The sequence below is a fragment of the Pseudomonas sp. NFPP07 genome, from assembly GCF_900115645.1.
GTDB classification, from domain to species: domain Bacteria; phylum Pseudomonadota; class Gammaproteobacteria; order Pseudomonadales; family Pseudomonadaceae; genus Aquipseudomonas; species Aquipseudomonas chlororaphis.
In genome coordinates this window covers 234,605-260,227 of record NZ_FOXG01000001.1, presented here as the reverse complement: position 1 = coordinate 260,227, position 25,623 = coordinate 234,605, and the positions used below count along the sequence as shown (strand labels likewise).

Below are 25,623 nucleotides of genomic sequence, written 5' to 3'. Positions count from 1 at the left end.
CGGCGGATTTATTCGGCGAGTTTGGCGAGGATCTTGTAGATCACGGTGCCGAGGATCAGCAGCATACCGGCCCACATACTGAAGATACCGGCATTCTTGTCGCGGAAGTTGTAGCCGATGGCCAACAGGATCATTCCCGAGAGAATGGGAATGAGCATGGCATGGAACGAAGACATCGAGATCATGGCGACAGCCTTGTCGGAGGGGATAGTCCTAAGTCTAGGTGGCTTTGGCGAGGTTCGGGTTGATGTGTATCAGAAATGCTGCGGCACCCTGTAGCCGCTGCCGCAGGCTGCGATCGCCTGTAAAAACAGGCGCAGGATCTTGAGATCGCTGAAGCCCTTCGGGCTTGTCGCAGCCTGCGGCAGCGGCTACACGGGGCTTACGGCAGATCGCGGCTGGCGTAGAACGCGCTCAAGACCTTCACCAGGTGGGCTAGGTCGTGGCTGCCGCACAGTTCGCGGATCGAGTGCATGGCGAAAGTCGGCAGGCCGATATCCACGGTGCGCACGCCCAGGTGGCTGGCGGTGATCGGGCCGATGGTCGAGCCGCAACCCATGTCGCTGCGCACCACGAAACTTTGCACCGGCACTTCCTCGGCCATGCACAGGTGGCGGAAGAAACCGGCGGTTTCGCTGTTGGTGGCGTAGCGCTGGTTGCTGTTGACCTTGATCACCGGGCCGGCGTTGAGTTTCGGGCCATGGTTGGCATCGTGCTTGTCGGCGTAGTTGGGGTGCACGCCGTGGGCGTTGTCGGCCGAGACCAGCAGCGACTTCTGGATGGTACGCACGAATTCGTCGCCTTCGGGCAGCAGGCGGCGCAGGGTCTGCTCGAGCATCGGGCCGTCGGCGCCGCAGGCCGAGCAGGAGCCGACTTCTTCGTGGTCGTTGCAGACCAGCACGCAGGTTTCCTCGGTGTCGGCGTTGAGCAAGGCTTGCAGGCCGGCGTAGCAGGACAGCAGGTTGTCCAGGCGCGCACCGGCGATGAAGTCGCCATGCAGGCCGATTACCGCCGCGCTCTGGGTGTCGTAGAAGCTCAGCTCGTAATCGAGCACCACATCGGCGTTCAGGCCGTGTTCGCGGGCCAGCTGGTCGGTCAGCACCGCGCGGAAGTCGACCCGCTCGTCGCCGGCGAACTGCGCGAGGATCGGCGGCAATTCGGTCTGGGCATTGATGGCCCAGCCCTGGTTGGCTTCGCGATTGAGGTGAATCGCCAGGTTGGGGATGATCGCGATGGGCGCCTTGAAGTCGATCAGCTGGCTTTCAACCCTGCCGTCGCGGCGGAAGGTGACGCGGCCGGCCAGCGACAGGTCGCGGTCGAACCAGGGCGCCAGCAAGGCGCCGCCGTAGACTTCCACGCCCAGTTGCCAGAAGCCCTGGCGTTGCAGCTCCGGTTGCGGCTTGACCCGCAGGCACGGGCTGTCGGTGTGCGCGCCGACCATGCGGATCCCGCCTTGCAGAGGCGAATGCCGCCCCAGCTTGACGGCCACGATGGAGGAGTCATTGCGGGTGACGTAGTAGCGACCGTTGGCTTCGGTGGTCCACGGCTCGCGCTCGTCGAGACGCTGGTAGCCCGCGGCCTCCAGGCGTTGTACGAGGCTGGCGGTTGCATGGAAAGGGGTAGGGGAGGCCTTGAGGAAGTCGATCAGGCCCTGGTTCAACTCTTCGCGCATAAGTAACTCCAGACAGCAGTGGCGCGAGTTTACCGTATCGGCTCGCGGCATTGCAGGCGCAATGCCGTTGAGGGAGACAACATTCATCGCGGCAGGGAAAACGGCTCAACCGGTGATCAGGTTGCCTTTGAGGAATACTTCGCGGCGTTGCTTGCGACCCACATATTCATGCTTGCTGGCCTGGTAAACCTCATTGAATTTCTCTGCGCAAATGCCCGGCAGTTGATCGAGGTATTCCTTCACCAGCGCATCGTACTGCGCTTCGGTGATCAGTTTGTAGACTTCGCGGCGATAGAAGAAACCCAACTGAAAACCCAGGGTTTCGCTGGCGTGGGGCGTGATGGTCGCGAAGCAGTTCTCGAAGTCGATGGCCTTGAGCGGAGCCTGGGGGCTGATCATGATGTTGCCGGCCCAGAAATCCATGTGGGTGATGTTCTTTTGCGCGAGGGAGTGCAGCAGGCCGAATGCATCGCGGATAAAAGGCTCGATCTTGTCCGGATTGTTGCGCAACCACTGTACGCCGTCGACGTAATCGTCCAGCAGGTGGGTAAGGATGAAGTATTCCTGTACCAGCCCCAGGCGATCCCGGGTATAGCCGAACCCTTCAAGGTCGGACATCTGTACGCCGCGTCGCTGGGCTTCGACGGTGTTGATCAGCTCTTCCAGCGGCCAGTCGAAGCGACCGTTGCGCTGGGGCTTGCCCAGGGTGACGCGAACTTTCGCCTTGAGCGTATCCAGGGGCTGCACCTTGGCGAACAGCGGTGTCTGGCCGGTCGCCAAGGGGGCGCTGGCGCGGGTCTGTTTGTGTGCGTGGCGTTGGCGGATGAGTTGTTCGAGGGCTGCGCAGGCGTCTGCCGAAGGTTTTTCGCGAAGGTGCAGGGTGGTATTCAGGAAGCAGAAGGTGAAAGGGTAATCGCGTTGAAATGGCTGACTGCTGAGCACGAGGGCTTCCTGCCTTAATGTCGAATAGCCACTATTTTAATATTTTTTTCACAAATTCATAACAAATTATTCAGATTAATCTTCAATTTTGATCGGATTTTTCCTGTATGCCCCTCAATCGAGGGGCGTCCCGCTGGGGTAGCCGCTCTCGATCAGAACGGTGCCGGGCACTCGAAGCGCAGGCGTTCGCCGCTCTGCGGATGGGTGAAGCTGAGCATGCTGGCGTGCAGGCACAGGCGTGGCCAGGCGGCCAGCGCTTGCGGATGCGCGTACAGGCCGTCGCCCAGCAGTGGGTGGCCGATGGACAGCATATGCACCCGCAACTGGTGCGAGCGCCCGGTGATCGGGGTCAGCTCGACGCGGCACCAGTCGCCGCAGCGTTCCAGCACTCGCCAGAAGGTCAGGGCGTTCTTGCCGAATTCGTGGTCCACCACGTGCCGCGGTTTGGTCGGCGGGTCGTAGCGCAGTGGCAGGTCGATGCTGCCGCTGTCCAGTTCTGGCTGGCCCCAGCACAGGGCGGTGTAGGCTTTTTCGGTCTCGCGGTCGTGAAATTGCCGGGACAGTTCGCGATGGGTATCGGGGTCGCGGGCCAGTAGGATGATGCCGGATGTTTCCCAGTCCAGGCGATGGACGATGCGGGCTTCCGGGTAGCCGTTTTCCTGCAGGCGGGTGATCAGGCAATCCTTGTTGTCATCGGCCCGGCCGGGCACGGAGAGCAGCAGGGTGGGCTTGTCCACCACCAGGACGGCGGCGTCCTGGTGAATGATGCGGATATTCGACAGCGGCATTAAAACAGCCTCGTAACAAACGCCAACGGCGGCTCGATCGACCCGGCTTCTACAGGAGCGCGTGTGCTCCTGTAGAAAAACCGAGGGACCGAGCCGCCGTGGCTCCAGCCGAATCGATCAGCGATCAGGCAGGGTGATATTGAGTTCCAGGATCGAGCAGCTGCCCTGGTTTTCCAGGGCGACATGCACGTCATCGGACCCGATATTGACGTACTTGCGGATGACTTCCACCAGTTCCTTCTGCAAGGCAGGCAAGTAATCAGGGGTAGTGCGCTGGCCGCGTTCATGCGCCACGATGATCTGTAGACGCTCTTTCGCTACCGACGCGGTGCTTACTTTTTTGCTGGCACGAAAGAAGTCAAAAAGATTCATTACCTACCTCCAAACAGGCGCTCGAAGAATCCCTTCTTCTCAACATCAAGGAACCGGTGTTCCACGGTTTTACCCAGCAGACGGTCGACAGCATCGCTGTACGCCTGGCCGGCGTCGCTCTGGTCATCGAGAATCACCGGAACGCCTTGGTTGGAAGCCTTGAGTACTGCCTGGGATTCTGGAATCACGCCCAGCAGCGTTACTGCGAGAATCTCTTTGACGTCTTCGACGCCAAGCATTTCGCCGTTGCTGACACGCGAAGGGTTGTAGCGGGTCAGCAGCAGGTGTTCCTTGATCGGGTCTTCGCCGTTTTCCGCGCGCTTGGACTTGCTGGCCAGCAGGCCCAGCATGCGGTCGGAGTCACGTACCGAGGAAACTTCCGGGTTGGTCACGACAATCGCTTCGTCGGCGAAGTACATGGCCAGGTGAGCACCTTTCTCGATACCGGCTGGGGAGTCGCAGACCACGAATTCGAAGGTCTCCTTGAGCTCCATCAGCACTTTTTCCACGCCTTCCTGGGTCAGCGCGTCTTTGTCGCGGGTCTGACTGGCGGCCAGTACGTAGAGGTTTTCCAGGCGCTTGTCTTTGATCAGGGCTTGCTGCAGGTTGGCTTCGCCGTTGACCACGTTGACGAAGTCATACACCACGCGACGTTCGCAACCCATGATCAGGTCGAGGTTACGCAAGCCGACGTCGAAGTCGACGATGACTGTTTTGTGGCCGCGCAGAGCGAGGCCGGTACCGATAGCGGCGCTGGTGGTGGTCTTACCCACACCACCCTTGCCGGATGTAACCACGAGAATCTTGGCCAAGGTGTTTCACCCCTAAGGAAAAAGGACTTTTAGCCCCTGAAAAACATCTCTTGAAAACTACTGCAGTCGGACAGCCTTGGCTGGAGGTCGGTAAACACCTGCTCCTACTTCGTTTGAGCCGTATTCGCTACGTTTTAGAGATGCTTGGAAAATGCGGCAGTATCCGTTAAAGACGTGTGATGTTCAACACGTCACCCGACAGGCTGACCTGGACCCCGGCACCCCACAACGGATCGCGCCGCAGGTCCTCGGAAACCTTGTACTGGCCGGCGATGGACACCAGTTCAGCGCTCAATTGCTGACAGAAAATCCGTGCCTTGGTATCTCCCTTGACCCCGGCCAGCGCTCGACCGCGCATCGGGCCGTATACATGGATGTTGCCATCGGCCAGAAGTTCCGCACCCGGGCTGACCGAGGAGGTCACGACCAGATCGCCACCCTGGGCATAGATCTGCTGCCCGCCGCGTACTGGCGAAGTGATGATGCGGGTGGGCTTGATGGTCGGCTCAGGCGGTTTTTCAGGCTTTTTCCGGGCTTCGTTTTCCTGTGGTTCCAGCGGTCGTTCCCGGGCGCCGGAAGGCGGCAGCACGGGCAGGTCGACGGCGATCGCCGCGGCGATGTCTTCGATGCGGCTGGCGCGGATCGCCAGGGTGCGCAGGCCATGGTGACGGCAGACGCGCATTAGGCCGGGCAGGTCGACGGCGCCTTCGCTGGCCGGCAGCTTGTCCAGCGCCAGCACCAACGGGGCGTTACTGAAGAAATTCGGGGCTTGCGCGACCTTCGCCGCCAGTTGGCGATCGAGGCCCTCGAGGTCGTTGCGGGCCAGTTCCAGCACGGTGATGGCCAGCATGCTGCCCTTCAACTGGAACACAGGATCCAGGTCTTGCGATTCGGTTTGGCTCATGGTCGGCATAAAGCGGCTTGTCACTAAAAGTGCCGAGACTTATAACGAGAACGCCCGCGGGCCGCAAGCCGGGTCGAACCGATGTAGAATGCGCGACCTTGTTGTCTGTCCGGAATCTGTAATGGATCGCCCGCGTTTTCGAGCTGCATTTCTTTATCCCCGTTTTTGGCCGCTGTGGCTGGGCCTGGGCCTGCTATGGCTGGTGGTCCAGCTGCCTTATCCGTTGCTGCTGTGGATCGGTCGTGCCCTGGGCGCGCTGATGTACCGGGTGGCCGGTGAGCGCCGGCGGATCGCCAAGCGCAACCTGGAACTGTGTTTCCCCGAAAAGTCCGCCGCCGAGCGCAAGCGTCTGCTCAAGGAAAACTTCGCCTCCACCGGCATCGCCTTTTTCGAAATGGCCATGAGCTGGTGGTGGTCCAAGCCCCGCCTGGCGCGCCTGGCCCATGTCGAAGGCCTGGAGCATCTCAAGCAGGCGCAGCTGGAAGGCAAGGGCGTGATCCTCATGGCCCTGCACTTCACCACCCTGGAGATCGGCGCGGCGTTGCTGGGCCAGCAGCACACCATCGACGGCATGTACCGCGAGCACAAGAACCCGCTGTTCGATTTCATCCAGCGTCGTGGCCGTGAACGGCATAACCTGGATTCCCTGGCGGTGGAGCGTGAAGACGTGCGCGGCATGCTCAAGCTGCTGCGCGCCGGGCGGGCCATCTGGTACGCACCGGACCAGGATTACGGCGCCAAGCAGAGCGTATTCGTGCCGCTGTTCGGCATCCAGGCGGCGACGGTCACCGCCACCAGCAAGTTCGCCCGGTTGGGCAAGGCCCTGGTGGTGCCTTTCACTCAGCAGCGGCTGGCCGATGGCAGTGGTTATCGGCTGGTGATTCACCCGCCGTTGCAGGATTTCCCGGGTGAGACCGAAGAGGCCGATTGCCTGCGCATCAACCAGTGGATCGAAGGCGTGCTGCGCGAGTGTCCGGAGCAGTACCTGTGGGCGCACCGGCGCTTCAAGAGCCGCCCGCCAGGCGAGCCGAAGCTGTATAAGAAGCGCGGTTGAAATTATCACGCTAGATTGAAAGCCCTTTATCAGCGCCATGGAGTGTAGCGATGAGCCCAGCGGAACCGGTCACAGGATTGATTCTTTCCGGCGGCGGGGCTCGTGCGGCATATCAGGTGGGAGTACTGGCGGCGATTGCCGAATTGCTGCCGGCGGGGGCGAGCAATCCCTTCCCGGTGATAGTCGGGACCTCGGCCGGGGCGATCAATGCGGTCAGCCTGGCCAGCGGCGCGCTGGATTTCACCGCGGCCATCGAGCGTCTCACGGCGTTCTGGCAGGGCTTTCGCAGCCATCAGGTGATTCGCAGCGACTGGCCCGGGGTGATCCGCCAGGCCACCCGGTTCGTCGGCCACAGCTTGCTTGGCCTGGGCGCGCAAGTGCCGGTGGCGTTGCTCAACAGCTCGCCGCTGCGGCAGTTGTTGAACGATAAATTGCAGCTGTCCGGTATTCGTCATGCCATTGCGCAAAAGCATCTGCAGGCGGTGGCGGTCACGGCCTTCGGTTATGAATCGGGCCAGGCGGTGACCTTCTACCAGGGCGGCGGCACCATCGAGGCCTGGTTGCGCCATCGGCGTATTGGCCTGCCCACCGAACTCACGGTCGAACACTTGCTGGCCAGCTCGGCGATTCCACTGTTGTTCGCGCCGGTGAAAATCGACCAGGAGTTTTTCGGTGACGGCGCGGTGCGGCAATCGGCGCCCATCAGTCCGGCCTTGCACCTGGGGGCCAGCCGGGTGCTGGTGGTCGGGGTCAGCGGCAACCCCCGTGGCATCGATCCACAGGCGCCCCAGCAACGCAGCTACACCGGGCAGCAGCCGACGCTGGCGCAGATCGGTGGCCACATGCTCAACAGTACCTTCATTGACAGCCTGGAGAGCGACATCGAGCTCTTGCAGCGACTCAACCAGTTCAGTCATCTGCTGCCGTCGGGCACGCCCGTCCGTACCCTTGGCGTGGCGCCGGTGGAGGTGCTGGTGATTGCGCCCAGCCAGCCGATCGACGAGATCGCCGCGCGTCACCGGCATGAGCTGCCGGCGGCATTGCGCCTGTTCCTGCGCGGGCCGGGGGCGACCAAGACCAGCGGTGCCGGGGTCTTGAGTTACCTGCTGTTCGAGGCGGGGTATTGCAGTGAACTGATCGAGTTGGGGCGCAGCGATGCCTTGGCCAAGCGCGACGAGCTGCGGCGGTTCCTGGGGTTGGCGGCAGAGGTCGCGACGGCCTGAAAGAACATCGCGAGCAAGCTCGCTCCTACAGGGAGTTCATTATCTCTGTAGGAGCGAGCTTGCTCGCGATAGCGTTTCTAAGGGCAATGCTCAGGCCGTCAGTTTGTCGTCGCGAAAATCCCGCAATGCCTGCTCGATCTCTTCCCGGGTGTTCATCACGAACGGTCCGTACTGCACGATCGGCTCGCCCAGCGGCTTGCCGGCGATCAGCAGCACGCGGGCGCCGTTGGCACTGCTCAACTGAATCTCGCCCTGGTCGGACAGGCGCACCAGCTTGCTGCTGGCGACCGGTTGCGGATGCCCGGGCAGGTCGACCTGGCCTTCATAGACGTACAGCAGGGCCCGATGCCCTTCAGGCAGGCGCGGGCTGATGCTGGCGCCCGCAGGCAGGCGCAGGTCGAAGTAGTGGGGCTCGGTGTCCGGCCGTTCGACGGCGCCGATCTGCTGCGCCTGGCCGTCATCGAAGCGGCCGGCGATCACCACCACTTCCACGCCATTGTCGGTGGTCAGGCGGGGGATGTCCTGGGGTTGAATGTCCCGGTAGCCGGCCTTGTCGAGCTTGTGCTTGCCTGGCAGGTTCAGCCATAGCTGGAAGCCGCGCATCACGCCTTCTTCCTGTTCCGGCATCTCGCTGTGGATGATGCCCTTGGCGGCGGTCATCCATTGCACGCCACCGCCTTCCAGCAGGCCGACGTTGCCCAGGTGATCCTCGTGGCGCATGCGGCCTTCGAGCATGTAGGTGACGGTTTCGAAGCCGCGATGGGGATGGGGCGGGAAACCTGCGATGTAGTCGTCGGGGTTTTCCGAGCCGAATTCATCGAGCATCAGGAACGGGTCGAAGCGCTCGACACCCTGGCCACCGAAGACCCGGGTCAATCTGACGCCGGCGCCGTCCGAAGCGGGCTGGCCGGTATGGACGCTGAGTACTGTGCGAAATTGAGTCATTGATGCAACTCCTGATCAGGTTGGAATGAGCGACATGCTATGCCAGCTCAACTGATCGATGGTTGCGAATATCGGCGCGTTACTATCGATTTATTCGATGTAATCCGTTCCCGCGACCCGCGCGGGAACGGCGCTCACTGCATCAGAAGTGGTACTTGAGCAGCAGGCTGGCGGTGTTCTGGTCGGTGTCGAAGTAGGGGGTGTCCTTGACCCCGTACTTGTTCTTCCAGTAGTCGTATTCGATACCGACATACAACTGTTTGTCGCCCAGTTTCAGCGCCTTGCCCAGGTCGTACTTGATCTGTGGGTTGATGTGCAGGTTGGCGTGGTACTCGCCTTTGGCGTTCTTGTCGTTGTCCACCACCCAGTCGATGAAACCGTCGATGAGGATGTCAGAACTGCCCACGGGAATGGTGTAGGACCAGACCGGAGTGATCTGCCAGACATTGTCGCCGGCACGGCTGCCTTCGGTCTGGCGGTTGTAGAAGTTCAACTGGAAGTAATCGAACCCGGGGATCGCCAGGTCGAAGCCCGGACCGATCAGGTAGGACTCGTTATCGCCTTCGCCGAACTCGTAAGTCATGGCCAGCAATACATCCTTGATCGGACCGAACTCCAACTTCTGATCAAAGATCTTGCCGAACGAAAGACGCGGGCTGAACTCGCCGTAATAAGTGTTCGGGCCGACGTTGCCGTCCTTTTTGCCGTTGTAGAAGATCTTGTCGATAAACAGGAAGTTGTCGCCGTACTTCCAGGCATCGGCATGTTCGAAAGTCACGGTTTGCTGGATCTGCGGGTTGATCGTGAAGTCTTTGCCGTAGAGGTAGGTCAGGCTGTTGTTCTGCCATTGCAGCAGTTCGCCGGCGGTGGCCTGGGCCCCTGCCAGCAAGGATCCGGCAAGCATCAGGCCTTTACAGATGCGGTTCATTCGGTTGCTCCCAAAAAGTAAGTGGTTCCACGTTTTTCTTTAAAAGCCGGTGCTCTGGTGTGGCACCTTTTAGTGGCTGAAAAATCATCCGATCGGTCAGCTTTGATGCTGATAGCAAGAGCTGAGCCAAGGCGAAAAAAAAGCGCAAAAACTCCCGCGCGCCTGTACGAATACAGTCGATCGAGAGTGAATTCGGTTCTAAATCGGTACGCCTTGGTACTTTCCGGAGGCCGGGATAAGTTGGCTTTCCGGTCAGGTTTTAAATCCGGGCTTTTTTTTTCACCGGATTCAGGCGGCCGCGGAGAATACTGACTCCCACGGCCTTGCTCAAGTGCTCTGCAATAGCGCACTTGAAACAACTTTGGGGCACGTTTGCCGGTCATTCTAGAAATGCACCTTCACCAGCAGGCTGGCGGTGTTCTGATTGGTGTCCAGGTTGGCGCTGTTCTGAATGCCGTATTTGTCTTTCCAATAGCTGTATTCGAGGCCGACATACAGCTGCTTTTCGCCCAGGCGCAGGGCCTTGCCCAGGTCGTATTTGATCTGCGGGTTGATATGCAGGTTGGCGTGGTAGGTACCGCGGTCGTTCCGGTCGTTGTCCACCACCCAGTCCAGGTAGCCGTCGATCAACAGGTTCGAACGGCCCAGCGGGACGCTGTAGGACCAGGAGGGGGTGATCTGCCAGACACCGTCGCCGGGGCGCGGGCCTTCGGTCTGGCGGCGATAGAAGTTCAGGGTGAAATAGTTGAAGCCCGCAACGGCGAGGTCGAAACCGGGGCCGATCAGATAGGCCTCGCTGTCGCCTTCGCCATATTCGTAGGTCATGGCCAGCAATACATCCTTGACCGGGCCGAAGGCGAATGAGCGGTCGAGGATCTTGCCGAACGACAGCCTGGGGCTGAACTCGCCGTAAAAAGCGTGGGGACCTTTGTTACGGTCTTCCTCGCCGTTGTAGAAAATCTTGTCGACGAACAGGAAGGTGTCGCCGTATTTCCAACGGTCGGCGTGTTCGAAGGTCACCGTCTGCTGGATCGACGGGTTGATCGCGAAGTTCTTGCCATACAGGTACGTCAGGCTGTTGGTCTGCCACAGCAGTAGGTCGCCGGCCATGACCTGGGTCGTGGCCAGCAGTGCGCCGCCGAGCAGCAGGCGTGCGTGTGCATGTCTCATCGTGTTGCTCCCTGTTTGTTTTTATTGTCAAGGCGCAGGCAGCCGCCGACTGCGACCGGGCGCGGTGCCGGGTCTGCCTGTCGTGCGTGTATTTCGGGTATCGACGGTCAAGCAGGGGCGGCTGTCGGGCCGCCCCGTCCAGGCTTCAATGCTGGTGGGCGTGTCGGGCGTTGCTGGCGGCCCGTTCGGTGCCGCCCAGGATGTTGAACAGCAGGTTCAGGGCCAGCGCACTGAGGGTGGCCATGGCGATTCCGCTGTGGGTGATCGGGCTCATCCACAGGGGCAGGTGGGCGAAGAACTCCGGACGGACCACCGGAATCAGGCCCATGCCGATGCTCACCGCCACCAGCAGTTGATTGCGCCGGTCGGCGATATCGGTTTCCTGGAGGATCTTGATCCCGGTCGCCGCCACCATGCCGAACATGGCGATAGCCGCGCCGCCCAGTACCGCCGGGGGAATCGAGGCCACCAGGAAAGCCGCCTTGGGCAGCAGGCTCAGAACGATCAGCAGGCCGCCGGCGACTATGGTCACCGAGCGGCAGCGCACGCCGGTCATCTGCACCAGGCCGATGTTCTGGGCGAACGAAGAGTGGGTGAAGGTGTTGAGGAAACCGGCGAAAAACGAGGCGCCGGCATCACACAGCAGGCCACGGCGGAGCATGCGCGGGGTGACTTCCTGACCGGTGATTTTCCCCAGGGCGAGGAACATCCCGGTGGACTCGACGAAGATGATCACCACCACCAGGCACATCGAAAGGATCGGCGCCAGATGGAACTGCGGCATGCCGAAATGCAGCGGAGTGACCACCTGCACCCAGGGCGCCTGGGCCATGCCGCTGAGGTCGACCATGCCGATCAGGCCGCAGAGCACGTAGCCCAGGCCCATGCCGATCAGCACGGAAATGTTCACCCAGAAACCGCGCATGAACCGATGCACCAGCAGGATTGTGCCCAGCACCAGCGCGGCGATGGCCAGGTAGATGGGGGAACCGAATTCGGCATTGTGGCTGCCGCCGCCCGCCCAGTTCACCGCGACCGGGAACAGCGACAGGCCGATGGAGGTGATGACGGTGCCGGTGACCAGGGGCGGAAAGAAGCGCACCACCTTGGACATGAAGGGCGCGATGAGCATGCCGAAGAAACCGGCGGCGATGGTCGCGCCAAAGATCCCCTGCAGGCCGATGCCCGGCATGCCGGCCATGGCGACCATGCTGCCCACCGCGGCGAAGCTGGCGCCCATCATCACCGGCATGCGGATGCCCATGGGGCCGATGCCGAGGGATTGCACGAGGGTGGCGATGCCGGCGACCAGCAGGTCGGCATTGATCAGGAAGGCGATTTCTTCACGACTCAGACCCGCGGCCTGTCCGATGATCAGCGGCACCGCGATGGCGCCTCCGTACATCAGCAGGACATGCTGCAACCCGACCAGGATCAGTTGCAAAAGGGGCAGTCGCGCAATGGCGGGTGCGTCGGGGATGCGCGGTTCGGTTAACGCGGACATGCAACACCTCGGATCTTCTTATTCTTGTGATTAGAAAGCTGTGTGGTTGCGAACAGCTTTTTTGCAGCAGGCCAACCGCGTGGCGGTTGATCGCGAGCAAGCTTCGCTCCTACAGAAGCAACACACATGCTGTAGGCGCGAGGCTTGCCCGCGATAGCGGTCGTCGGGCATCGCGGTACTAGTTGGTGCGCGCCCCCTGGTTGATCCAGGCGCCGATCAGGTCACGTTCCTGCTGGGTCATCTGAGTAATGTTGCCCAGTGGCATGATCTGGCTGGCGACTGCCTGGGCCTGGATGCGTGGGGCCTGGAGCTTGATCTGCTCCGGGGTGTCGAACATCACGCCGGCCGGCGCAGCACTGAACAGCGGGCTGGTGGGCTTGGCCGAGTGGCAGACGGTGCAACGTTCCTGGATCACGTTGTGCACCTTGTCGAAGGTCGGGCCCTGGGTTGCCGTGGGCGCTTGTGCCGGGGCCACTTCGGGAGTCGCCGGAGCTGCCGGAGCCGCGGCGGTTTCAGGCTTGGCGCCGCCGCCGATGGCGGTTTCCGGCAGTGGCTGGTACTCGATCTTCGCCGGCGCCTTGGCCACTTCCGGGCTGTTGGCCATTTGCGCGGGGCCGGTGACATAGGCCAGGCAGATCATGCCCAGGGCGGCGACCGGCAGGGTCCAGGCGAACTTGTGGCTGTCGTGGCGGGTGTTGAAGTAGTGACGTACCAGCACCGCCAGCACCGCGATCCCGGCCAGGATCAACCAGTTGTACTGGCTGCCGTAGGTGCTCGGGAAGTGGTTGCTGATCATGATGAACAGCACGGGCAGGGTGAAGTAGTTGTTGTGGCGCGAACGCAGCAGGCCCTTGGCCGGCAGGGTCGGGTCCGGCGTGCGGTTTTCCGCGATGGCGGCTACCAGCGCGCGCTGGGCCGGCATGATGATGCGGAACACGTTGCCGACCATGATGGTGCCGATGATGGCGCCGACGTGCAGGTAGGCGCCGCGACCGCTGAACACCTTGCTGAAGCCATAGGCCGCGGCGATCAACAGCACGAACAGGATGAGGCCGAGCAGGGCGGGTTTCTTGCCCAGGGGCGAGTCGCAGAGGAAGTCGTAGACGAACCAGCCGGCGATCAGCGAACCGATGCCGATGGCCACGCCTTCAGGGCCCGTCAGGCCGCTGCCGGGCGCTACCAGGTAGAGCATCGGGTTGTAGTAGAACACCAGGCACAGCAGGGCGATCCCCGACATCCAGGTGAAGTAGGCTTCCCACTTGAACCAGTGCAGGTTCTCCGGCATGGACGGTGGGGCCAGTTTGTATTTTTCCAGGTGATAGATGCCGCCACCGTGGATTGCCCAGAGGTCTCCCGACAGGCCGTCCTTGGGGTTGACGCGATTGAGGTTGTTTTCCAGCCAGACGAAGTAGAACGACGCGCCGATCCAGGCCACGCCAGTGATCATGTGAACCCAACGCACGCTCAGGTTGAGCCATTCCAACAGATGTGCTTCCACAGTCTTTACCTCTCGCCTGTCACCCTTGTTGTCGAGTGATCAGACCTTCTCTTATTGGTGGGGGGCGAGGATCAAACACTCATCCTCTTCAAAGAAATGCTCATCGCAGTTGTTGCCTGTGCCACTGCGATCAACCACCAGGAAGTCATCCCGCTTTTCGATCGTCAGCACCGGGTGGTGCCAGACGCCGCGATGGTAATTAATGCCCTGCCTGCCATTGCTGACGAAGGCGCGGACCAAGCCCGATACAGGTGCATCGCCAAGTGGCGCGACCACGATCAGAAAGGGATTGCCGAGCAGCGGAATGAAAGCCTGGCTGCCCAGCGGATGGCGCTCCAGCATGCGGACGGTCAAGGGCATGTCCAGCGCGTCGGCGCGGAAGATGCTGATAATCGCCTTGTCGTCCGGCGTGGCGGTTTCCACGGTAGCCAGACGATGGAAGCGCATGGTCGAACCGTTGTTGATCATGAAGTGATCGCTGCCGTCGGTTTCGATCACGTCACCGAAGGGGGCGAAGGCTTCTTTGCTCAGCGGTTCGATCATCAATGTGCGCATGCTGTTCTTCTTAATCTGTGAGTTCGTTGTTGTCGTCTTGTGCTGTCCTGTAGGAGCGAGCTTGCTCGCGATGCGGTTGTCCGGTGTTCATCTATCGCCCGGTCTGACGTCATCGCGAGCAAGCTCGCTCCTATACCTACAGGTTTGGTATTACTTCGCGACCTTGCCGAGGATCCGCAGGCGGCTGACGCCACCGTCCGGGAACACGTTCAGGCGGATATGGGTGATCGGGCCCAGGGCCTTGATCTGCTCGGCGAAGGTGTGTTCGGCGTGCATTTCCAGCTTCTGGCTCGGCAGCAGTTCACGCCAGAACAGCGACTGGGTTTCGATCTGGCTGTCGGTACCGCCCTTGACGAAGGCGCCCTGGATCGAGCAACTGTCCGGGTAGTTGCCCTTGAAGTGCAGGGTGTCGACGATGATTTTCTCGATCTCGCCCGGATGGCCCAGGGCGACGATCACCCAGTCATTGCCTGGGGTGCGGCGGCGTGCGGTTTCCCAGCCATCGCCCATGTTGATGCCGCGGCCCGGGTTGAGGATGTTGCTCATGCGGCCGAAATGTTCGTCGGAGCAGGCCAGGGCGCGGCCGCCGTTGAGGGCGGCTGCCAGGTCGATCTGCTCGTTGTCGCCGACCGCCGACCAGTCGCGGTACGGAATGCCATACACGCGCAGACGGGCCACGCCGCCATCCGGATAGATGTTGAAGCGCAGGTGGCTGAACGCCTGGTCGTTGCTGATCTCGTGGTAGTGGTGGCTGTTGCCTTGCAGCTCGACGGCCGACAGCACTTCCACCCACTGGGTGTTTTCATTCGGTTCGCCTTCGGCCAGGAAGCAGGCTTCCAGGGAGGCCGACGGCGGGAAGTTGCCGGTGAAGAATGAGGTGTCGATATCCACGCCTTTGATCTGGCCAGGCACGCCCAGGCGGATCACCGCGCTGTCGTAGCCTTCGAAGCGCTTGCGGCGGGACTCCCAGCCGTCCATCCACTTGCCGTTGTCATCGAAAACGCCCTCCTTCCATACGGCCGGGGTCGGCTGGAACAGACGGTTGGCGTCAGCGAACCAGTCATCGGTCACCGAGATGATCTTGGTGCCCAGGCGGGCGTCGGCCAGGTTGACGAACTTCTCGAAAGGTACGGCGTAAGCTTTCATTCTTCTTGTCTGCCTTTTTATAGAGTGGCTTGGGATGCTTGCTGGCCCTGTGTGCTTTGCACTTTGCAGAGGGGCTGCTCGCTAAAGAGTCAGTAATCGGAACAGGGCGATCTTGTTGATCTCCGCCAGTGCGCACCTGAATTCGGTGTCCACCGAGTTGTGGATGCGGGCTTCGAACGCCGCGAGGATCTGATGCCGGTTGCTGCCTTTTACCGCCATGATGAAGGGAAACTTGAACTTGGCCTTGTAGGCGTCGTTCAGCTCGGTGAAGCGCTGGAACTCTTCGGCCGTGCATTGGTGAATACCCGCGCCAGACTGTTCTTCAGTGCTGGCCGCGGTCAGTTGTCCCTGGACGGCGGCTTTGCCGGCCAGGTCCGGGTGAGCGTTGATCAAGGCGAGTTGGCTCTGGTGATCGGCGCTCAACAGGATATCGCTCATGCGCTGGTGCAGGACGTCGATCCGGTCGATTGAGGCATCCTGGCCCAGGTCGAAGGCCTTTTCGGCAACCCATGGCGAATGTTCGTAGATGTCGGCGAAGGCTTTGACAAAGGCGTCGCGGCTCAGGGTCGAGGGTTTCAGGGTTTGGAAGGTGCTCATTTCGCCGCCCCCGGGAACGGATGGGTTTGCTGCCAGTGGCGGGCGATGTCCACGCGGCGGGTGAACCAGACCTGATCGTGACCTTTAACGTACTCGATAAAACGCTTCAGGGCGGCCAGGCGCGCCGGACGGCCGATCAGGCGGCAGTGCAGGCCGATGGACAGCATCTTCGGCGCCTCGGCGCCTTCGGCGTACAGCACGTCGAAGGCATCCTTGAGGTACTGGTAGAAGTCGTCGCCCTTGTTGAAGCCCTGGACCTGGGTGAAACGCATGTCGTTGGTGTCCAGGGTATAGGGGATCACCAGGTGCGCCTTGCCGGTGGGGTTGTTGGCTTCCCAGTAGGGCAGGTCGTCGTCGTAGGTGTCGCAGTCGTAGAGGAAACCGCCTTCTTCCATCACCAGGCGCCGGGTGTTCGGGCCGGTGCGGCCGGTGTACCAGCCCAGCGGGCGCTCACCGGTGATTTCGGTGAGGATGCGGATCGCTTCGAGCATGTGCTCGCGTTCCTGGGCTTCGTCCATGTACTGGTAGTCGATCCAGCGGTAGCCGTGGCTGCAGATCTCGTGGCCGGCCTCGACCATGGCGCGGATCACGTCCGGATGGCGCTGGGCGGCCATGGCGACGGCGAAGATGGTCAACGGAATATCGAATTCCTTGAACAGCTTGAGGATCCGCCAGACGCCGGCACGGCTGCCATACTCGTACAGCGATTCCATGCTCATGTTGCGTTCGCCCTGCAGGGGCTGGGCGGCGACCATTTCCGAAAGGAAGGCTTCCGACTCCTTGTCGCCGTGCAGGATATTGCGCTCGCCGCCTTCTTCGTAATTGAGCACGAACGACAGGGCGATGCGGGCATTGCCCGGCCAGTGAGGGTGAGGAGGGTTGGAGCCGTAACCGATCAGGTCGCGTGGGTAGTCAGCGCTCACTGCAGTCTTCCTTCTTATCGTGATAACGGTGGCGTGGCGGGGCCTGGGGGGAAGGACAGGCTGGCGTCACAGCGATGGGCTGATTGTATACAACTTTTAATTCGGTTTGTAAGCCCGATTTTTTGCATTTTTCATCGATTGTGTTCATGCCTGGGTACTGCAAGAAACCTGCCTGGTTGGTCAGCTAATGGATGAAAAGTCTTCTGTCCTCATGGTGTAGCCGCTGATCAAGAGAATACGGGGGCTTGCTCGAGGTACCCGGAAATGGGTGATTTTTATTGTGTACAATTTTTTTTAAAAGTGTCTTAATAAATTCCTCGCCGTATCCTTTCGTGCTCCGAAACGGTGCGGTCTCCTTATCAACTGACTTCAGGAGGCGCGAGGTCTGGACGTGTGAGCGCGCACAGACACGCAGAATCAATGGGACGTTTGACTACACACGTGTTGGATGCCGCGCATGGCTGCCCAGGCAGCGCCATCAAGGTCGAGTTGTACCGGGTCGAAGGTACGCAGCTGGAATTGGTCGCCAGTGCCCTGACCAACAGCGACGGCCGTTGCGATGCGCCGCTGCTGCAAGGCGATGACTACCGCACCGGGGTTTATCAGCTGCAATTCCATGCCGGTGATTACTACCGTGCCCGCGGCGTACAACTGCCCGAACCTGCGTTTCTCGATGTGGTGGTGCTGCGCTTTGGCATCTCGGCCGAGCAGGAGCATTACCACGTACCGCTGCTGATCTCGCCCTACAGCTATTCGACCTACAGAGGAAGCTAGGACTTTCCCCCCACGAAGCCTGCGCAAATAGCTTCTTTGGTCTTTCGCCCGCTCACACTGCGGGCTTTTTTTCGCCCGTCGAAAATGGGGGCATCGCGAGCAAGCTCGCTCCTACAGGTTTGCAGCAGCTCTCTGTAGGAGCGAGCTTGCTCGCGATGCTTTCAGCGGCTCAACAGCGACGCGGCACCGGCGCCGCTGAACAGCCCGGCGCTGACCCGGTTGAACCAGCTCTGGCCCTTGCCGCTGCGCAGGTAGCGCGCCGCCCCGTGGGCGCCCAGGCCATAAGCCAGCTTGCACAGCAGGTCGAGCACGGTCCAGGTGGCGATCATGATCAGCAACTGTGGCAGGAAGGGCTGCTCGGTACTGAGAAACTGCGGCAGAAACGCGGCGAAGAACAGAATGTCTTTCGGGTTGCTGGCACCCAGCACAAAAGCGCGCCCGAACAGTGCGCGAAAGCGTGGTTTTGGTGCGGCCTCGGGCACTTCGGCGCCATGAGACGGCTGCCGCGATTGCTGCCAGCTTTGCCAGGCGAGATAGAACAGGTACAGCGCGCCGACGATTTTCAGGGCGCTGAACAGCTGTTCCGAGGCCAGCAGCAGGGCGCCCAGGCCCAGGGCCGAGGCGCTCAGCAGGCAGATCGAGGCAAACACACCGCCGAGAAACGCCGGGTAGGACCGGCGCAAACCGTAATTCAGACTGTTGCTGATCATCAGCAGGGACAGCGGGCCCGGAATCAGGATCACCACCAGTGCCGCGCCGCTGAACAGCAGCCAGGTTTCCACGCTCATTGCCTTTCTCCTTATGCGCAAAAGCCTCACCCGACGGGGTGAGGCCGTTTGAAACCGATGTACCTACAAGAAAATGAACTTGGCGATAAAGATCGCGCACAGCACCCACAGGCTGATGGAAATTTCCTTGTACTTGCCCGTCCCGGCCTTCAAGGCCACGTAGGTGATGAAGCCCAGGGCGATACCGTCGGCGACCGAGAAGGTCAGCGGCATCATGATGGCGGTCACGATCGCCGGGATGCTGTCGGTGGCCTCTTCCCAATCGATGTGGGCCATGCCGCCCATCATCAGCATCGCCACATAAATCAGCGCGCCGGCGGTGGCATAAGCGGGGATCATGCCAGCCAGCGGTGCGAAAAACATGGCTGCGATAAATAGCACACCTACGGTCACTGCGGTAAGACCAGTCCGACCACCTGCGGCGACGCCCGCGGCACTTTCCACGTAGCTGGTCACGGGCGGAACGCCGACCACCGCACCGAATACGCTGGAGGCGCTGTCCGCCTTCAGGGCACGGGAGAGGTTCTCGATCTTGCCGTCGGGGTTGACCAGGCCGGCGCGCTGGGCCACGCCCATCAGAGTGCCGGCGGTATCGAACATGTGCACGAAAAGGAACGCCAGCACCACGCTGATCATGCTGACGTTGAACACCCCGGCCACATCCATGGCCATCCAGGTCGGTGCCAGGCTCGGCGGGGCCGACATGATGCCCTCGTAGTGCACCAGGCCCAGGCCCCAGCCGGCCAGGGTCACGGTGATGATGCTGATGAGGATAGCGCCGAATACCCGGTGATAGCTGAGCACGGCAATCATCAGGAAGCAGACCGCCGCCAGCAGCGGGCCGGGTTCGCGCAGGGAGCCGAGCTTGATCAGGGTGGCCGGGCTATCGACCACGATGCCCGCGGTCTTCAAGCCGATCAGCCCCAGGAACAAACCCACGCCGGCGCCCATGGCGAAGCGCAGGCTGGCCGGAATGCTGTTGAGCAGCCATTCGCGGATCCGCGAGAAGGTCAGGAACATGAACAGCACGCCGGAGACGAACACCGCACCGAGGGCGGTTTCCCAGTTGTAACCCATGGTTCCGACCACGGTGTAGGTGAAAAAGGCGTTCAGCCCCATGCCGGGCGCCAGGCCTACCGGCCAGTTGGCATACAGCCCCATCAACAGGCAACCCAGGGCCGCGGCGATGCAGGTGGCGACGAAGGCCGCGCCGTGGTCGATGCCGGCGTCGGCCATGATGTTGGGGTTGACGAAGATGATGTAGGCCATGGTGATGAAGGTCGTCAGACCGGCGATCAACTCGGTCTTCACCGTGGTGCCATGCAACCTGAGTTTGAAGATGCGCTCCAGCCAGCCACTGTTCAGCGGCGGCGAGAGTTCCAGCGTAGGGGCTTCGGATTTGCGGCTTTCCACAGCGAGTACTCCTCAAGAGTTTTATTATTTTTTCCAGAGCCGGGCACGTGAGGGTGGGCAGCGGCTCTTTGAGGCATGTAAGGCTTGCGGGCTTTTATTGACCTTTAGGTCAGGAACTCGCACGTGGCGAATTATGCTTTTGTATACAAAGAAAGCAAATAATGTTTTTTAGGTTGTGTGCGAAAAGTTCGCCAGAAAGGCTATATGGCCTGTAGCTGCTGGCGCATCCTGCGATCGAGCGCGCAGCGGTCGTAATGGGGCTGACGCGGTCCTGCAGAAGCATCGGGTATGCAGGTTGACGACCGCTGCGTGCTCGCGGGCTGGGGTGTCAGCGGTTGTCGCCCAGAGCCTTGTTTACCGCCAGCCAGCCATCCACTGCCGCCTCGCCGGCCTCGGCGAATACCCGTTGCAGCAGCTTGACCTGCTCGCGCCGCAGCGATTGCTCAAAGCGTGCGCCGTCTTCCGTCAGCTCCAGCAGGCGTTTGCGCTTGTCACTCTGCGAGGCAACGCTGTTGACCAGGTGCATCTCCATCAATTGGCGCAGCGGGATATTCAGCGCCTGCTTGCTCACGCCCAGCGCCGTGAGCAGTTCTTTCACGCTCAGCCCCGGATAGCGGGCGATGAAAAACACGATGCGCTGGTGCACGCGACTCAGGCCGCGACGCTCGAGCATTTCGTCGGCCTTGGCGGTGAACGCCTGGTAACCAAAGAAGAAGGCTTCCATGGCGGCTTGTTGGGTGGTCTGGTTTTTAAGGTCAAGCATATTGACGTATCTGCGAAAGTCGGCGTAATTTCGGTCAAGCAGTTTGACGTATTTTCCTCCGCCTTTGCTACGGGTGACCTCATGGCCTTCTCCGAACGTGTTTCGCGTCTTAAAAGCTCACTGATCCGTGAAATCCTTGCCGCCGCGCAGCGTCCGGAAGTGATGTCGTTCGCCGGAGGCCTGCCCGCCGAAGCGATGCTGCCGAAGACCGATTGGCAGGCGATGCCGGTGTCCATGGGGCAATACGGCATGAGTGAAGGCGAGCCACAGCTGCGCGAGGCGCTGGCGGCACAGGCCCGGGCGCTGGGCGTGCCGTGCGCGGCCAGCCAGGTGCTGGTGGTCAGCGGCTCCCAGCAGACCCTCGATCTGGCGGCCAAGCTGTACATCGACAAGGGCACCGAGATCATGCTGGAAGCGCCGACCTACCTGGCGGCATTGCAGATCTTCCAGCTGTTCGGTGCCGATTGCCTGACCGTGCCGCTTCAGGCCGATGGGCCGGATCTGGCGCAATTGCGCGCCCGCCTGGAGCAGCATCGTCCCGCGTTCATCTACCTGATCCCGACCTTCCAGAATCCTTCGGCGGTGCGCTACAGCGAAGCCAAACGCGATGCCGTGGCGGCGTTGCTCGATGAGTTCGGAGTGACCCTGATCGAAGACGAGCCTTACCGCGAACTGACGTTCGATGGCGGCAACGCCACGCCTATTGTCGGGCGCCTGCGCAAGGCCAGCTGGATCTACACCGGCACTGTGTCGAAGACCCTGCTGCCAGGGTTGCGGGTCGGTTACCTGATCGCCAGCCCGGATCTGTTTCCCCATTTGCTGCGGTTGAAGCAATCGGCGGACCTGCACACCAACCGCGTCGGCCAATGGCAGGCGCTGCAATGGATAGGTACTGAGCAGTACCAGCAGCACCTGGGCGAATTGCGCGATTTCTACCGGGTGCGCCGCGACGGTTTTCAGGCCGCCCTGCAACGTCATTTCGGCGATCTGGCCGATTGGCAGGTGCCCCAGGGCGGGCTGTTTTTCTGGTTGACCTTGAAACAGCCGCTGGACACCCGCACTTTGCTGAAAGCGGCGCTGGAGCAGGACGTGGCATTCATGCCGGGCGAACCCTTCTTCTCCGAGCCGGACCGCAATCCAGGTCACCTGCGGTTGAATTTCAGTCATATCGATCCGGCGCGTCTGGACGAAGGTCTCAAGCGGCTGGCCACCGTGGTACGTCAAGCACAGGCTGCACAGGCAGCCTAAGGGGAGAGGGCCATGTACAAGGTTTATGGGGATTACCGGTCCGGCAACTGCTACAAGGTCAAGCTGATGCTCAATCTGCTCGGTCAGCCTTACGAGTGGCACGCAGTGGACATCTTGAACGGGGACACGCAGACCGAGGCGTTTCTGGCAAAGAACCCCAACGGCAAGATCCCGGTGCTGGAGCTGGAAGACGGCACCTGCCTGTGGGAGTCGAATGCGATTCTCAACTTTCTCGCCGACGGCAGCGAATTCCTGCCGAGCGAGCCGCGTTTACGCACGCAAGTGCTGCAATGGCAGTTTTTCGAGCAATACAGCCATGAGCCGTACATCGCCGTGGCACGTTTCATCCAGCTCTATCTGGGGCTGCCGCAAGAACGCCAGCACGAATACGAGAAGCTGCAAAAGCGTGGTTACAAGGCCCTGGATGTGATGGAACACCAGTTGGCGCGAACGCCGTATCTGGTGGGCGAGCAGTATTCGATTGCCGATATCGCGCTCTATGCCTACACCCATGTCGCCCATGAAGGTGGCTTCGACCTGGCGCGTTACCCGGGAATCCAGGCGTGGATGCAGCGGGTGGAAAGCCATCCGCGGCATGTCGGGATGCTCGACTGAGCTGGTGCGGAAAACAAAAAACCGACCCTTGGGTCGGTTTTTTATGGTCTGGCGCTTGTGGGCCAGCCGGCGATTGCGCGTTTCAGGCGGCGGAGAAACGCTTGTCCAGATAATCGATGATCACCTTGGACTCGTACATCCAGGTGGTCTGGCCGTTTTCTTCGATACGCAGGCACGGCACCTTGATCTTGCCGCCTTGCTCCAGCAGGGTCTGGCGATCCTGCTCGTTGTTTTTCGCGTCACGCAGGGCCACCGGAACGTTCAGGCGGTGCAGGGTGCGGCGGGTTTTCACGCAGAACGGGCAGGCGTGGAACTGGTACAGGGTCAGGCCCTTGGCGGCCTGTTCGACCTGGGCTTGAGCGGCGGCGGGGCGCTGCTGCTTGCGTGGGCGGGTGATGAAGTCGATGAAGATGATGAGCTGGCCCAGGCCGACTCGAAGCGCTTTGACGATCACGATATTGCCTCTTGCCCATGAAAGAAGGGGCGGCAGCTTACCTGATTTTTGCCAGGCGAAAAAAAACCGGCGATGAACGCCGGTTCTTTCGGGCAGCCGTTTACTTGATCAGGCTGAGAAACTCGCTGCGGGTTGCCGCGTTTTCGCGGAACTCGCCCAGCATCACCGAAGTGATCATCGACGAGTTCTGCTTCTCCACACCGCGCATCATCATGCACATGTGCTTGGCCTCGATCACCACCGCGACGCCCAGGGCGCCGGTCACTTGCTGGACCGCGTCGGCGATCTGGCGGCTGAGGTTTTCCTGGATCTGCAGGCGGCGCGCGTACATGTCGACGATGCGCGCGACTTTCGACAGGCCCAGCACCTTGCCACTCGGAATGTAGGCGACGTGAGCCTTGCCGATGAAAGGCAGCAGATGGTGCTCGCACAGCGAGTAGAGCTCGATGTCCTTGACCAGCACCATTTCGCTGTTATCGGAGCTGAACAAGGCACCGTTGGTGACTTCTTCCAGCGTTTGTTCATAACCGCGGCAGAGGTACTGCATGGCTTTGGCGGCACGTTTTGGCGTGTCGAGCAGGCCCTCGCGGGAGACGTCTTCGCCCAATTGGCCGAGGATCGCCGTGTAATTCTGTTCCAGGGACATGAAACTACCTGTGGGATTTTACGCAAAGGGCAAGGGTACGGTGGCGGACCGGGCGCTGCAAGCGCGACGAAGCGGCTTTACTCGTCGCGGCCTTCCATCATGGTGCGTTTGAGCATCACGTAGACCGCCCCGGCACCGCCATGTTTGGCCTGGCACGAGGTGAAGCCGAGCACCTGGGGATGCTGGCGCAGCCAGGTGTTGACGTGGCTCTTGATCATCGGCCGCTTGCCGTCCAGGCGCACGGCCTTGCCGTGGGTGACGCGCACGCAGCGGATTTCGAACTTGGTGGCTTCGGCGAGGAATGCCCAGAGGGTTTCCCGGGCCTTTTCCACGTTCATGCCGTGCAGGTCGAGGCTGCCCTCGAAAGGGATCTGGCCGACCTTGAGCTTGCGCATCTGGCTTTCCTGAACCCCGTCGCGAGCCCACATCAGATCGTCTTCCGGGCCGACGTCGATCACGAACTGATCGGACAGCCCGTCGACGGTCGTGGTTTCGGTGCGCACGCTGGCAGCCTGGCGCAGCTTGGCGATCTGCGCCCGGTCAGCCTTGGGTTTGCCGGTTTCGGCGCGATCGTGCTTGATCGGCTTGACGCCTTGGATCGCGCTTTTGAACAGGGAAAAATCGTCGTCTTGCATGTCAGCCTCCGCGAAGACCGAGCAGTTTACCCAACTCGACGGGAGAGGGGCGGGACAAAACGTGTTGCCGTCGATTCAGTCATGTTTTTTCATCAGGTGGGGAGCCATGTTCAGGGTCTGCGGCTGGCGCATGCGCCGCCGGCAGCGACGCCACAGCCAGACGCCGACATACAGCAGTAACAGACCGACCGCTAGAATCACCGCGGAACCCGCCGGACTTGCATTCAATTCGCCCAGCGCCGGAGGGCGCCCCAACAGGCTGGCGGCCCCGGCCATCGCCAGCAGCACACCGAAGGTCGCCAGCAACGCGGAGAATCCCGCGCCCAGGCGCAAACGCCAGTTCCGCGGGCCTTTGGGCCGCAGACGACGTGCGTCAAAACCATCGGATATCTTCATTCCGACCTTCCTCAATGGGTATCGGCCCTTCGACCGAAAGATGACCGGGTGGTTCCTGAGGCTAAGGCAATTACGGCAAATGAGAGGCTTTTACGGATGAGCGGCCTTGCCCCTGAAGGCGCGCCGCTCATTGCAGGTCGATCAGATCAGATCTTTGGTCAGGGCGAGGGTGGCGAAGTTGTCCGCCATGATGGCCATTTCGGTCTGCTGTACGTGCTCGGCGCTGAGGATGCCGCCCTTGTAGGGCAGGTCGCGAGTGGCGCAGGCGTCTTCCACCAGGGTGCAACGAAAGCCCAGGTTCTTCGCCGCGCGCACGGTGGTGCTGACACTGGAATGGCTCATGAAACCGCAGACGATCAGGTCCAGGGAGCCCAGGTCCTGCAGGCGCTTTTCCAGTTCGGTGCCATGGAAGGCGCTCGGCAACAGCTTGCCGATGATGGTCTCGTCACCCTGGGGTTCGAGGCCGGGGATGAACTCACCGCGCTCGCCCTGGGGGTCGAACAGGCCGCCGACGGTGCCGAGGTGGCGCACATGCACAACCGGGCGGCCGGCGGAGCGGGCGGCAGCGACCAGTTGCTTGATGTTGGCGACCGCAGCGTCCATGCCGGACAGGGCCAGGGGACCGCTGAGGTACTCTTTCTGGGCGTCGATGATCACAAGGGTCGCGTGGCTCAAATTAGCCGCTGCATAACCACGACCGCTGAGTTGAAACATCGTCTTTGGAACGGACATTCTGGGGCTCCTGTGAGTGGGGCTTTTGCGACATTGTCCTCTGGCGGAGCGCTTCTGTGAATCGCTACTAACGTAAGGTGCGTGGTTGCTGGCCTACAGCCGTGTCAAGGGCTATGGAGAATCGGG

General features: G+C 61.2%; 29 protein-coding genes. 5 read left to right on the top strand and 24 right to left on the bottom strand.

Annotated features, from left to right (window positions below; all coding sequences use genetic code 11):
* Positions 1-8: 8 nt before the first annotated feature.
* The 7 genes from BM019_RS30710 to minC form a co-directional block, all read right to left on the bottom strand.
* The gene (locus BM019_RS30710; protein WP_007927853.1) at positions 9-185 is read right to left on the bottom strand and encodes a hypothetical protein; all 177 of its coding nucleotides are present in this window, start codon (positions 183-185) and stop codon (positions 9-11) included.
* Between the two features lie 197 nt (positions 186-382).
* Positions 383-1,672, bottom strand: coding sequence for a M18 family aminopeptidase (locus BM019_RS01185; RefSeq protein WP_009045068.1), 1,290 nt, complete (start codon positions 1,670-1,672; stop codon positions 383-385).
* Positions 1,673-1,777: 105 nt separating this feature from the next.
* Positions 1,778-2,614, bottom strand: a complete 837-nt coding sequence (locus BM019_RS01180) for a hypothetical protein (protein WP_092417425.1) — start codon at positions 2,612-2,614, stop codon at positions 1,778-1,780.
* 152 nt (positions 2,615-2,766) lie between these two features.
* The gene (locus BM019_RS01175; RefSeq protein WP_007928667.1) at positions 2,767-3,402 is read right to left on the bottom strand and encodes an RluA family pseudouridine synthase; all 636 of its coding nucleotides are present in this window, start codon (positions 3,400-3,402) and stop codon (positions 2,767-2,769) included.
* Positions 3,403-3,519: 117 nt separating this feature from the next.
* Positions 3,520-3,774, bottom strand: coding sequence for a cell division topological specificity factor MinE (gene minE, locus BM019_RS01170; protein ID WP_007928666.1), 255 nt, complete (start codon positions 3,772-3,774; stop codon positions 3,520-3,522).
* On the bottom strand, positions 3,774-4,586 hold the full coding sequence (minD, locus tag BM019_RS01165) for a septum site-determining protein MinD (protein ID WP_007928664.1): 813 nt from the start codon (positions 4,584-4,586) through the stop codon (positions 3,774-3,776). Before minD ends, minE begins: the two co-directional genes overlap by 1 nt.
* Positions 4,587-4,752: 166 nt before the next feature.
* Positions 4,753-5,490 carry a septum site-determining protein MinC gene (gene minC / locus BM019_RS01160; protein ID WP_009045065.1) on the bottom strand — a complete coding sequence of 246 codons (738 nt, stop codon included), beginning with the start codon at positions 5,488-5,490 and terminating at the stop codon, positions 4,753-4,755.
* A gap of 121 nt (positions 5,491-5,611) precedes the next feature.
* Here minC and BM019_RS01155 point away from each other — a divergent pair, with 121 nt between their 5' ends.
* On the top strand, positions 5,612-6,544 hold the full coding sequence (locus BM019_RS01155; RefSeq protein ID WP_038576968.1) for a lipid A biosynthesis lauroyl acyltransferase: 933 nt from the start codon (positions 5,612-5,614) through the stop codon (positions 6,542-6,544).
* Between the two features lie 50 nt (positions 6,545-6,594).
* A complete protein-coding gene (locus BM019_RS01150) occupies positions 6,595-7,767 on the top strand; it encodes a patatin-like phospholipase family protein (protein ID WP_009045063.1) in 1,173 nt (390 codons plus the stop codon).
* A gap of 90 nt (positions 7,768-7,857) precedes the next feature.
* Here BM019_RS01150 and BM019_RS01145 read toward each other — a convergent pair whose 3' ends face one another.
* From BM019_RS01145 to puuE, 9 genes are all read right to left on the bottom strand, one after another.
* Entirely contained in the window at positions 7,858-8,712 is an 855-nt protein-coding gene (locus BM019_RS01145; protein WP_092417424.1) for a pirin family protein, read from the bottom strand.
* A 142-nt stretch (positions 8,713-8,854) separates the two neighbouring features.
* Positions 8,855-9,640: an outer membrane protein OmpK gene (locus BM019_RS01140; RefSeq protein WP_092417423.1), complete on the bottom strand. Its 786-nt coding sequence runs from the start codon at positions 9,638-9,640 to the stop codon at positions 8,855-8,857.
* Positions 9,641-10,024: 384 nt separating this feature from the next.
* Entirely contained in the window at positions 10,025-10,810 is a 786-nt protein-coding gene (locus tag BM019_RS01135) for an outer membrane protein OmpK (RefSeq protein ID WP_092417422.1), read from the bottom strand.
* 145 nt (positions 10,811-10,955) lie between these two features.
* A complete protein-coding gene (locus BM019_RS01130) occupies positions 10,956-12,314 on the bottom strand; it encodes a nucleobase:cation symporter-2 family protein (protein ID WP_092417421.1) in 1,359 nt (452 codons plus the stop codon).
* A gap of 178 nt (positions 12,315-12,492) precedes the next feature.
* A complete protein-coding gene (locus BM019_RS01125) occupies positions 12,493-13,812 on the bottom strand; it encodes a urate hydroxylase PuuD (protein WP_092417420.1) in 1,320 nt (439 codons plus the stop codon).
* A 51-nt stretch (positions 13,813-13,863) separates the two neighbouring features.
* The gene (locus tag BM019_RS01120; RefSeq protein WP_007921785.1) at positions 13,864-14,367 is read right to left on the bottom strand and encodes an ureidoglycolate lyase; all 504 of its coding nucleotides are present in this window, start codon (positions 14,365-14,367) and stop codon (positions 13,864-13,866) included.
* A 150-nt stretch (positions 14,368-14,517) separates the two neighbouring features.
* Complete coding sequence (gene alc, locus BM019_RS01115) at positions 14,518-15,513, bottom strand: allantoicase (protein ID WP_009045057.1); 996 nt, start codon at positions 15,511-15,513, stop codon at positions 14,518-14,520.
* A gap of 81 nt (positions 15,514-15,594) precedes the next feature.
* Positions 15,595-16,110 (bottom strand): 2-oxo-4-hydroxy-4-carboxy-5-ureidoimidazoline decarboxylase, encoded by a 516-nt coding sequence (gene uraD, locus BM019_RS01110; RefSeq protein ID WP_009045056.1) that lies wholly within the window; start codon positions 16,108-16,110, stop codon positions 15,595-15,597.
* On the bottom strand, positions 16,107-17,033 hold the full coding sequence (gene puuE, locus BM019_RS01105) for an allantoinase PuuE (RefSeq protein ID WP_007921782.1): 927 nt from the start codon (positions 17,031-17,033) through the stop codon (positions 16,107-16,109). Before puuE ends, uraD begins: the two co-directional genes overlap by 4 nt.
* 420 nt (positions 17,034-17,453) lie before the next feature.
* Here puuE and uraH point away from each other — a divergent pair, with 420 nt between their 5' ends.
* On the top strand, positions 17,454-17,807 hold the full coding sequence (gene uraH, locus BM019_RS01100) for a hydroxyisourate hydrolase (protein WP_023966464.1): 354 nt from the start codon (positions 17,454-17,456) through the stop codon (positions 17,805-17,807).
* 161 nt (positions 17,808-17,968) lie between these two features.
* On the opposite strand, the gene BM019_RS01095 is transcribed toward uraH, so the two are convergent.
* The 3 genes from BM019_RS01095 to BM019_RS01085 form a co-directional block, all read right to left on the bottom strand.
* Complete coding sequence (locus BM019_RS01095) at positions 17,969-18,595, bottom strand: LysE family translocator (protein WP_092417419.1); 627 nt, start codon at positions 18,593-18,595, stop codon at positions 17,969-17,971.
* 63 nt (positions 18,596-18,658) lie between these two features.
* On the bottom strand, positions 18,659-20,008 hold the full coding sequence (locus BM019_RS01090; RefSeq protein ID WP_009045053.1) for an NCS2 family permease: 1,350 nt from the start codon (positions 20,006-20,008) through the stop codon (positions 18,659-18,661).
* Positions 20,009-20,336: 328 nt separating this feature from the next.
* Positions 20,337-20,771: a MarR family transcriptional regulator gene (locus BM019_RS01085; RefSeq protein ID WP_009045052.1), complete on the bottom strand. Its 435-nt coding sequence runs from the start codon at positions 20,769-20,771 to the stop codon at positions 20,337-20,339.
* 81 nt (positions 20,772-20,852) lie between these two features.
* Between BM019_RS01085 and BM019_RS01080 the strand changes: the two genes are divergently transcribed.
* Positions 20,853-22,019 (top strand): aminotransferase-like domain-containing protein, encoded by a 1,167-nt coding sequence (locus BM019_RS01080; protein ID WP_092417418.1) that lies wholly within the window; start codon positions 20,853-20,855, stop codon positions 22,017-22,019.
* 12 nt (positions 22,020-22,031) lie between these two features.
* On the top strand, positions 22,032-22,634 hold the full coding sequence (locus tag BM019_RS01075) for a glutathione S-transferase family protein (protein ID WP_092417417.1): 603 nt from the start codon (positions 22,032-22,034) through the stop codon (positions 22,632-22,634).
* A gap of 82 nt (positions 22,635-22,716) precedes the next feature.
* On the opposite strand, the gene BM019_RS01070 is transcribed toward BM019_RS01075, so the two are convergent.
* The 5 genes from BM019_RS01070 to BM019_RS01050 form a co-directional block, all read right to left on the bottom strand.
* The gene (locus BM019_RS01070) at positions 22,717-23,088 is read right to left on the bottom strand and encodes a glutathione S-transferase N-terminal domain-containing protein (RefSeq protein WP_062825020.1); all 372 of its coding nucleotides are present in this window, start codon (positions 23,086-23,088) and stop codon (positions 22,717-22,719) included.
* A 100-nt stretch (positions 23,089-23,188) separates the two neighbouring features.
* On the bottom strand, positions 23,189-23,734 hold the full coding sequence (folE, locus tag BM019_RS01065) for a GTP cyclohydrolase I FolE (RefSeq protein ID WP_003204506.1): 546 nt from the start codon (positions 23,732-23,734) through the stop codon (positions 23,189-23,191).
* Between the two features lie 77 nt (positions 23,735-23,811).
* Positions 23,812-24,369 carry a Smr/MutS family protein gene (locus BM019_RS01060; RefSeq protein WP_085531819.1) on the bottom strand — a complete coding sequence of 186 codons (558 nt, stop codon included), beginning with the start codon at positions 24,367-24,369 and terminating at the stop codon, positions 23,812-23,814.
* A 75-nt stretch (positions 24,370-24,444) separates the two neighbouring features.
* Positions 24,445-24,765 (bottom strand): hypothetical protein, encoded by a 321-nt coding sequence (locus tag BM019_RS01055; protein WP_007932271.1) that lies wholly within the window; start codon positions 24,763-24,765, stop codon positions 24,445-24,447.
* Positions 24,766-24,906: 141 nt separating this feature from the next.
* Positions 24,907-25,497, bottom strand: coding sequence for a cysteine hydrolase family protein (locus BM019_RS01050; protein ID WP_009050202.1), 591 nt, complete (start codon positions 25,495-25,497; stop codon positions 24,907-24,909).
* Between the last annotated feature and the right edge of the window lie 126 nt (positions 25,498-25,623).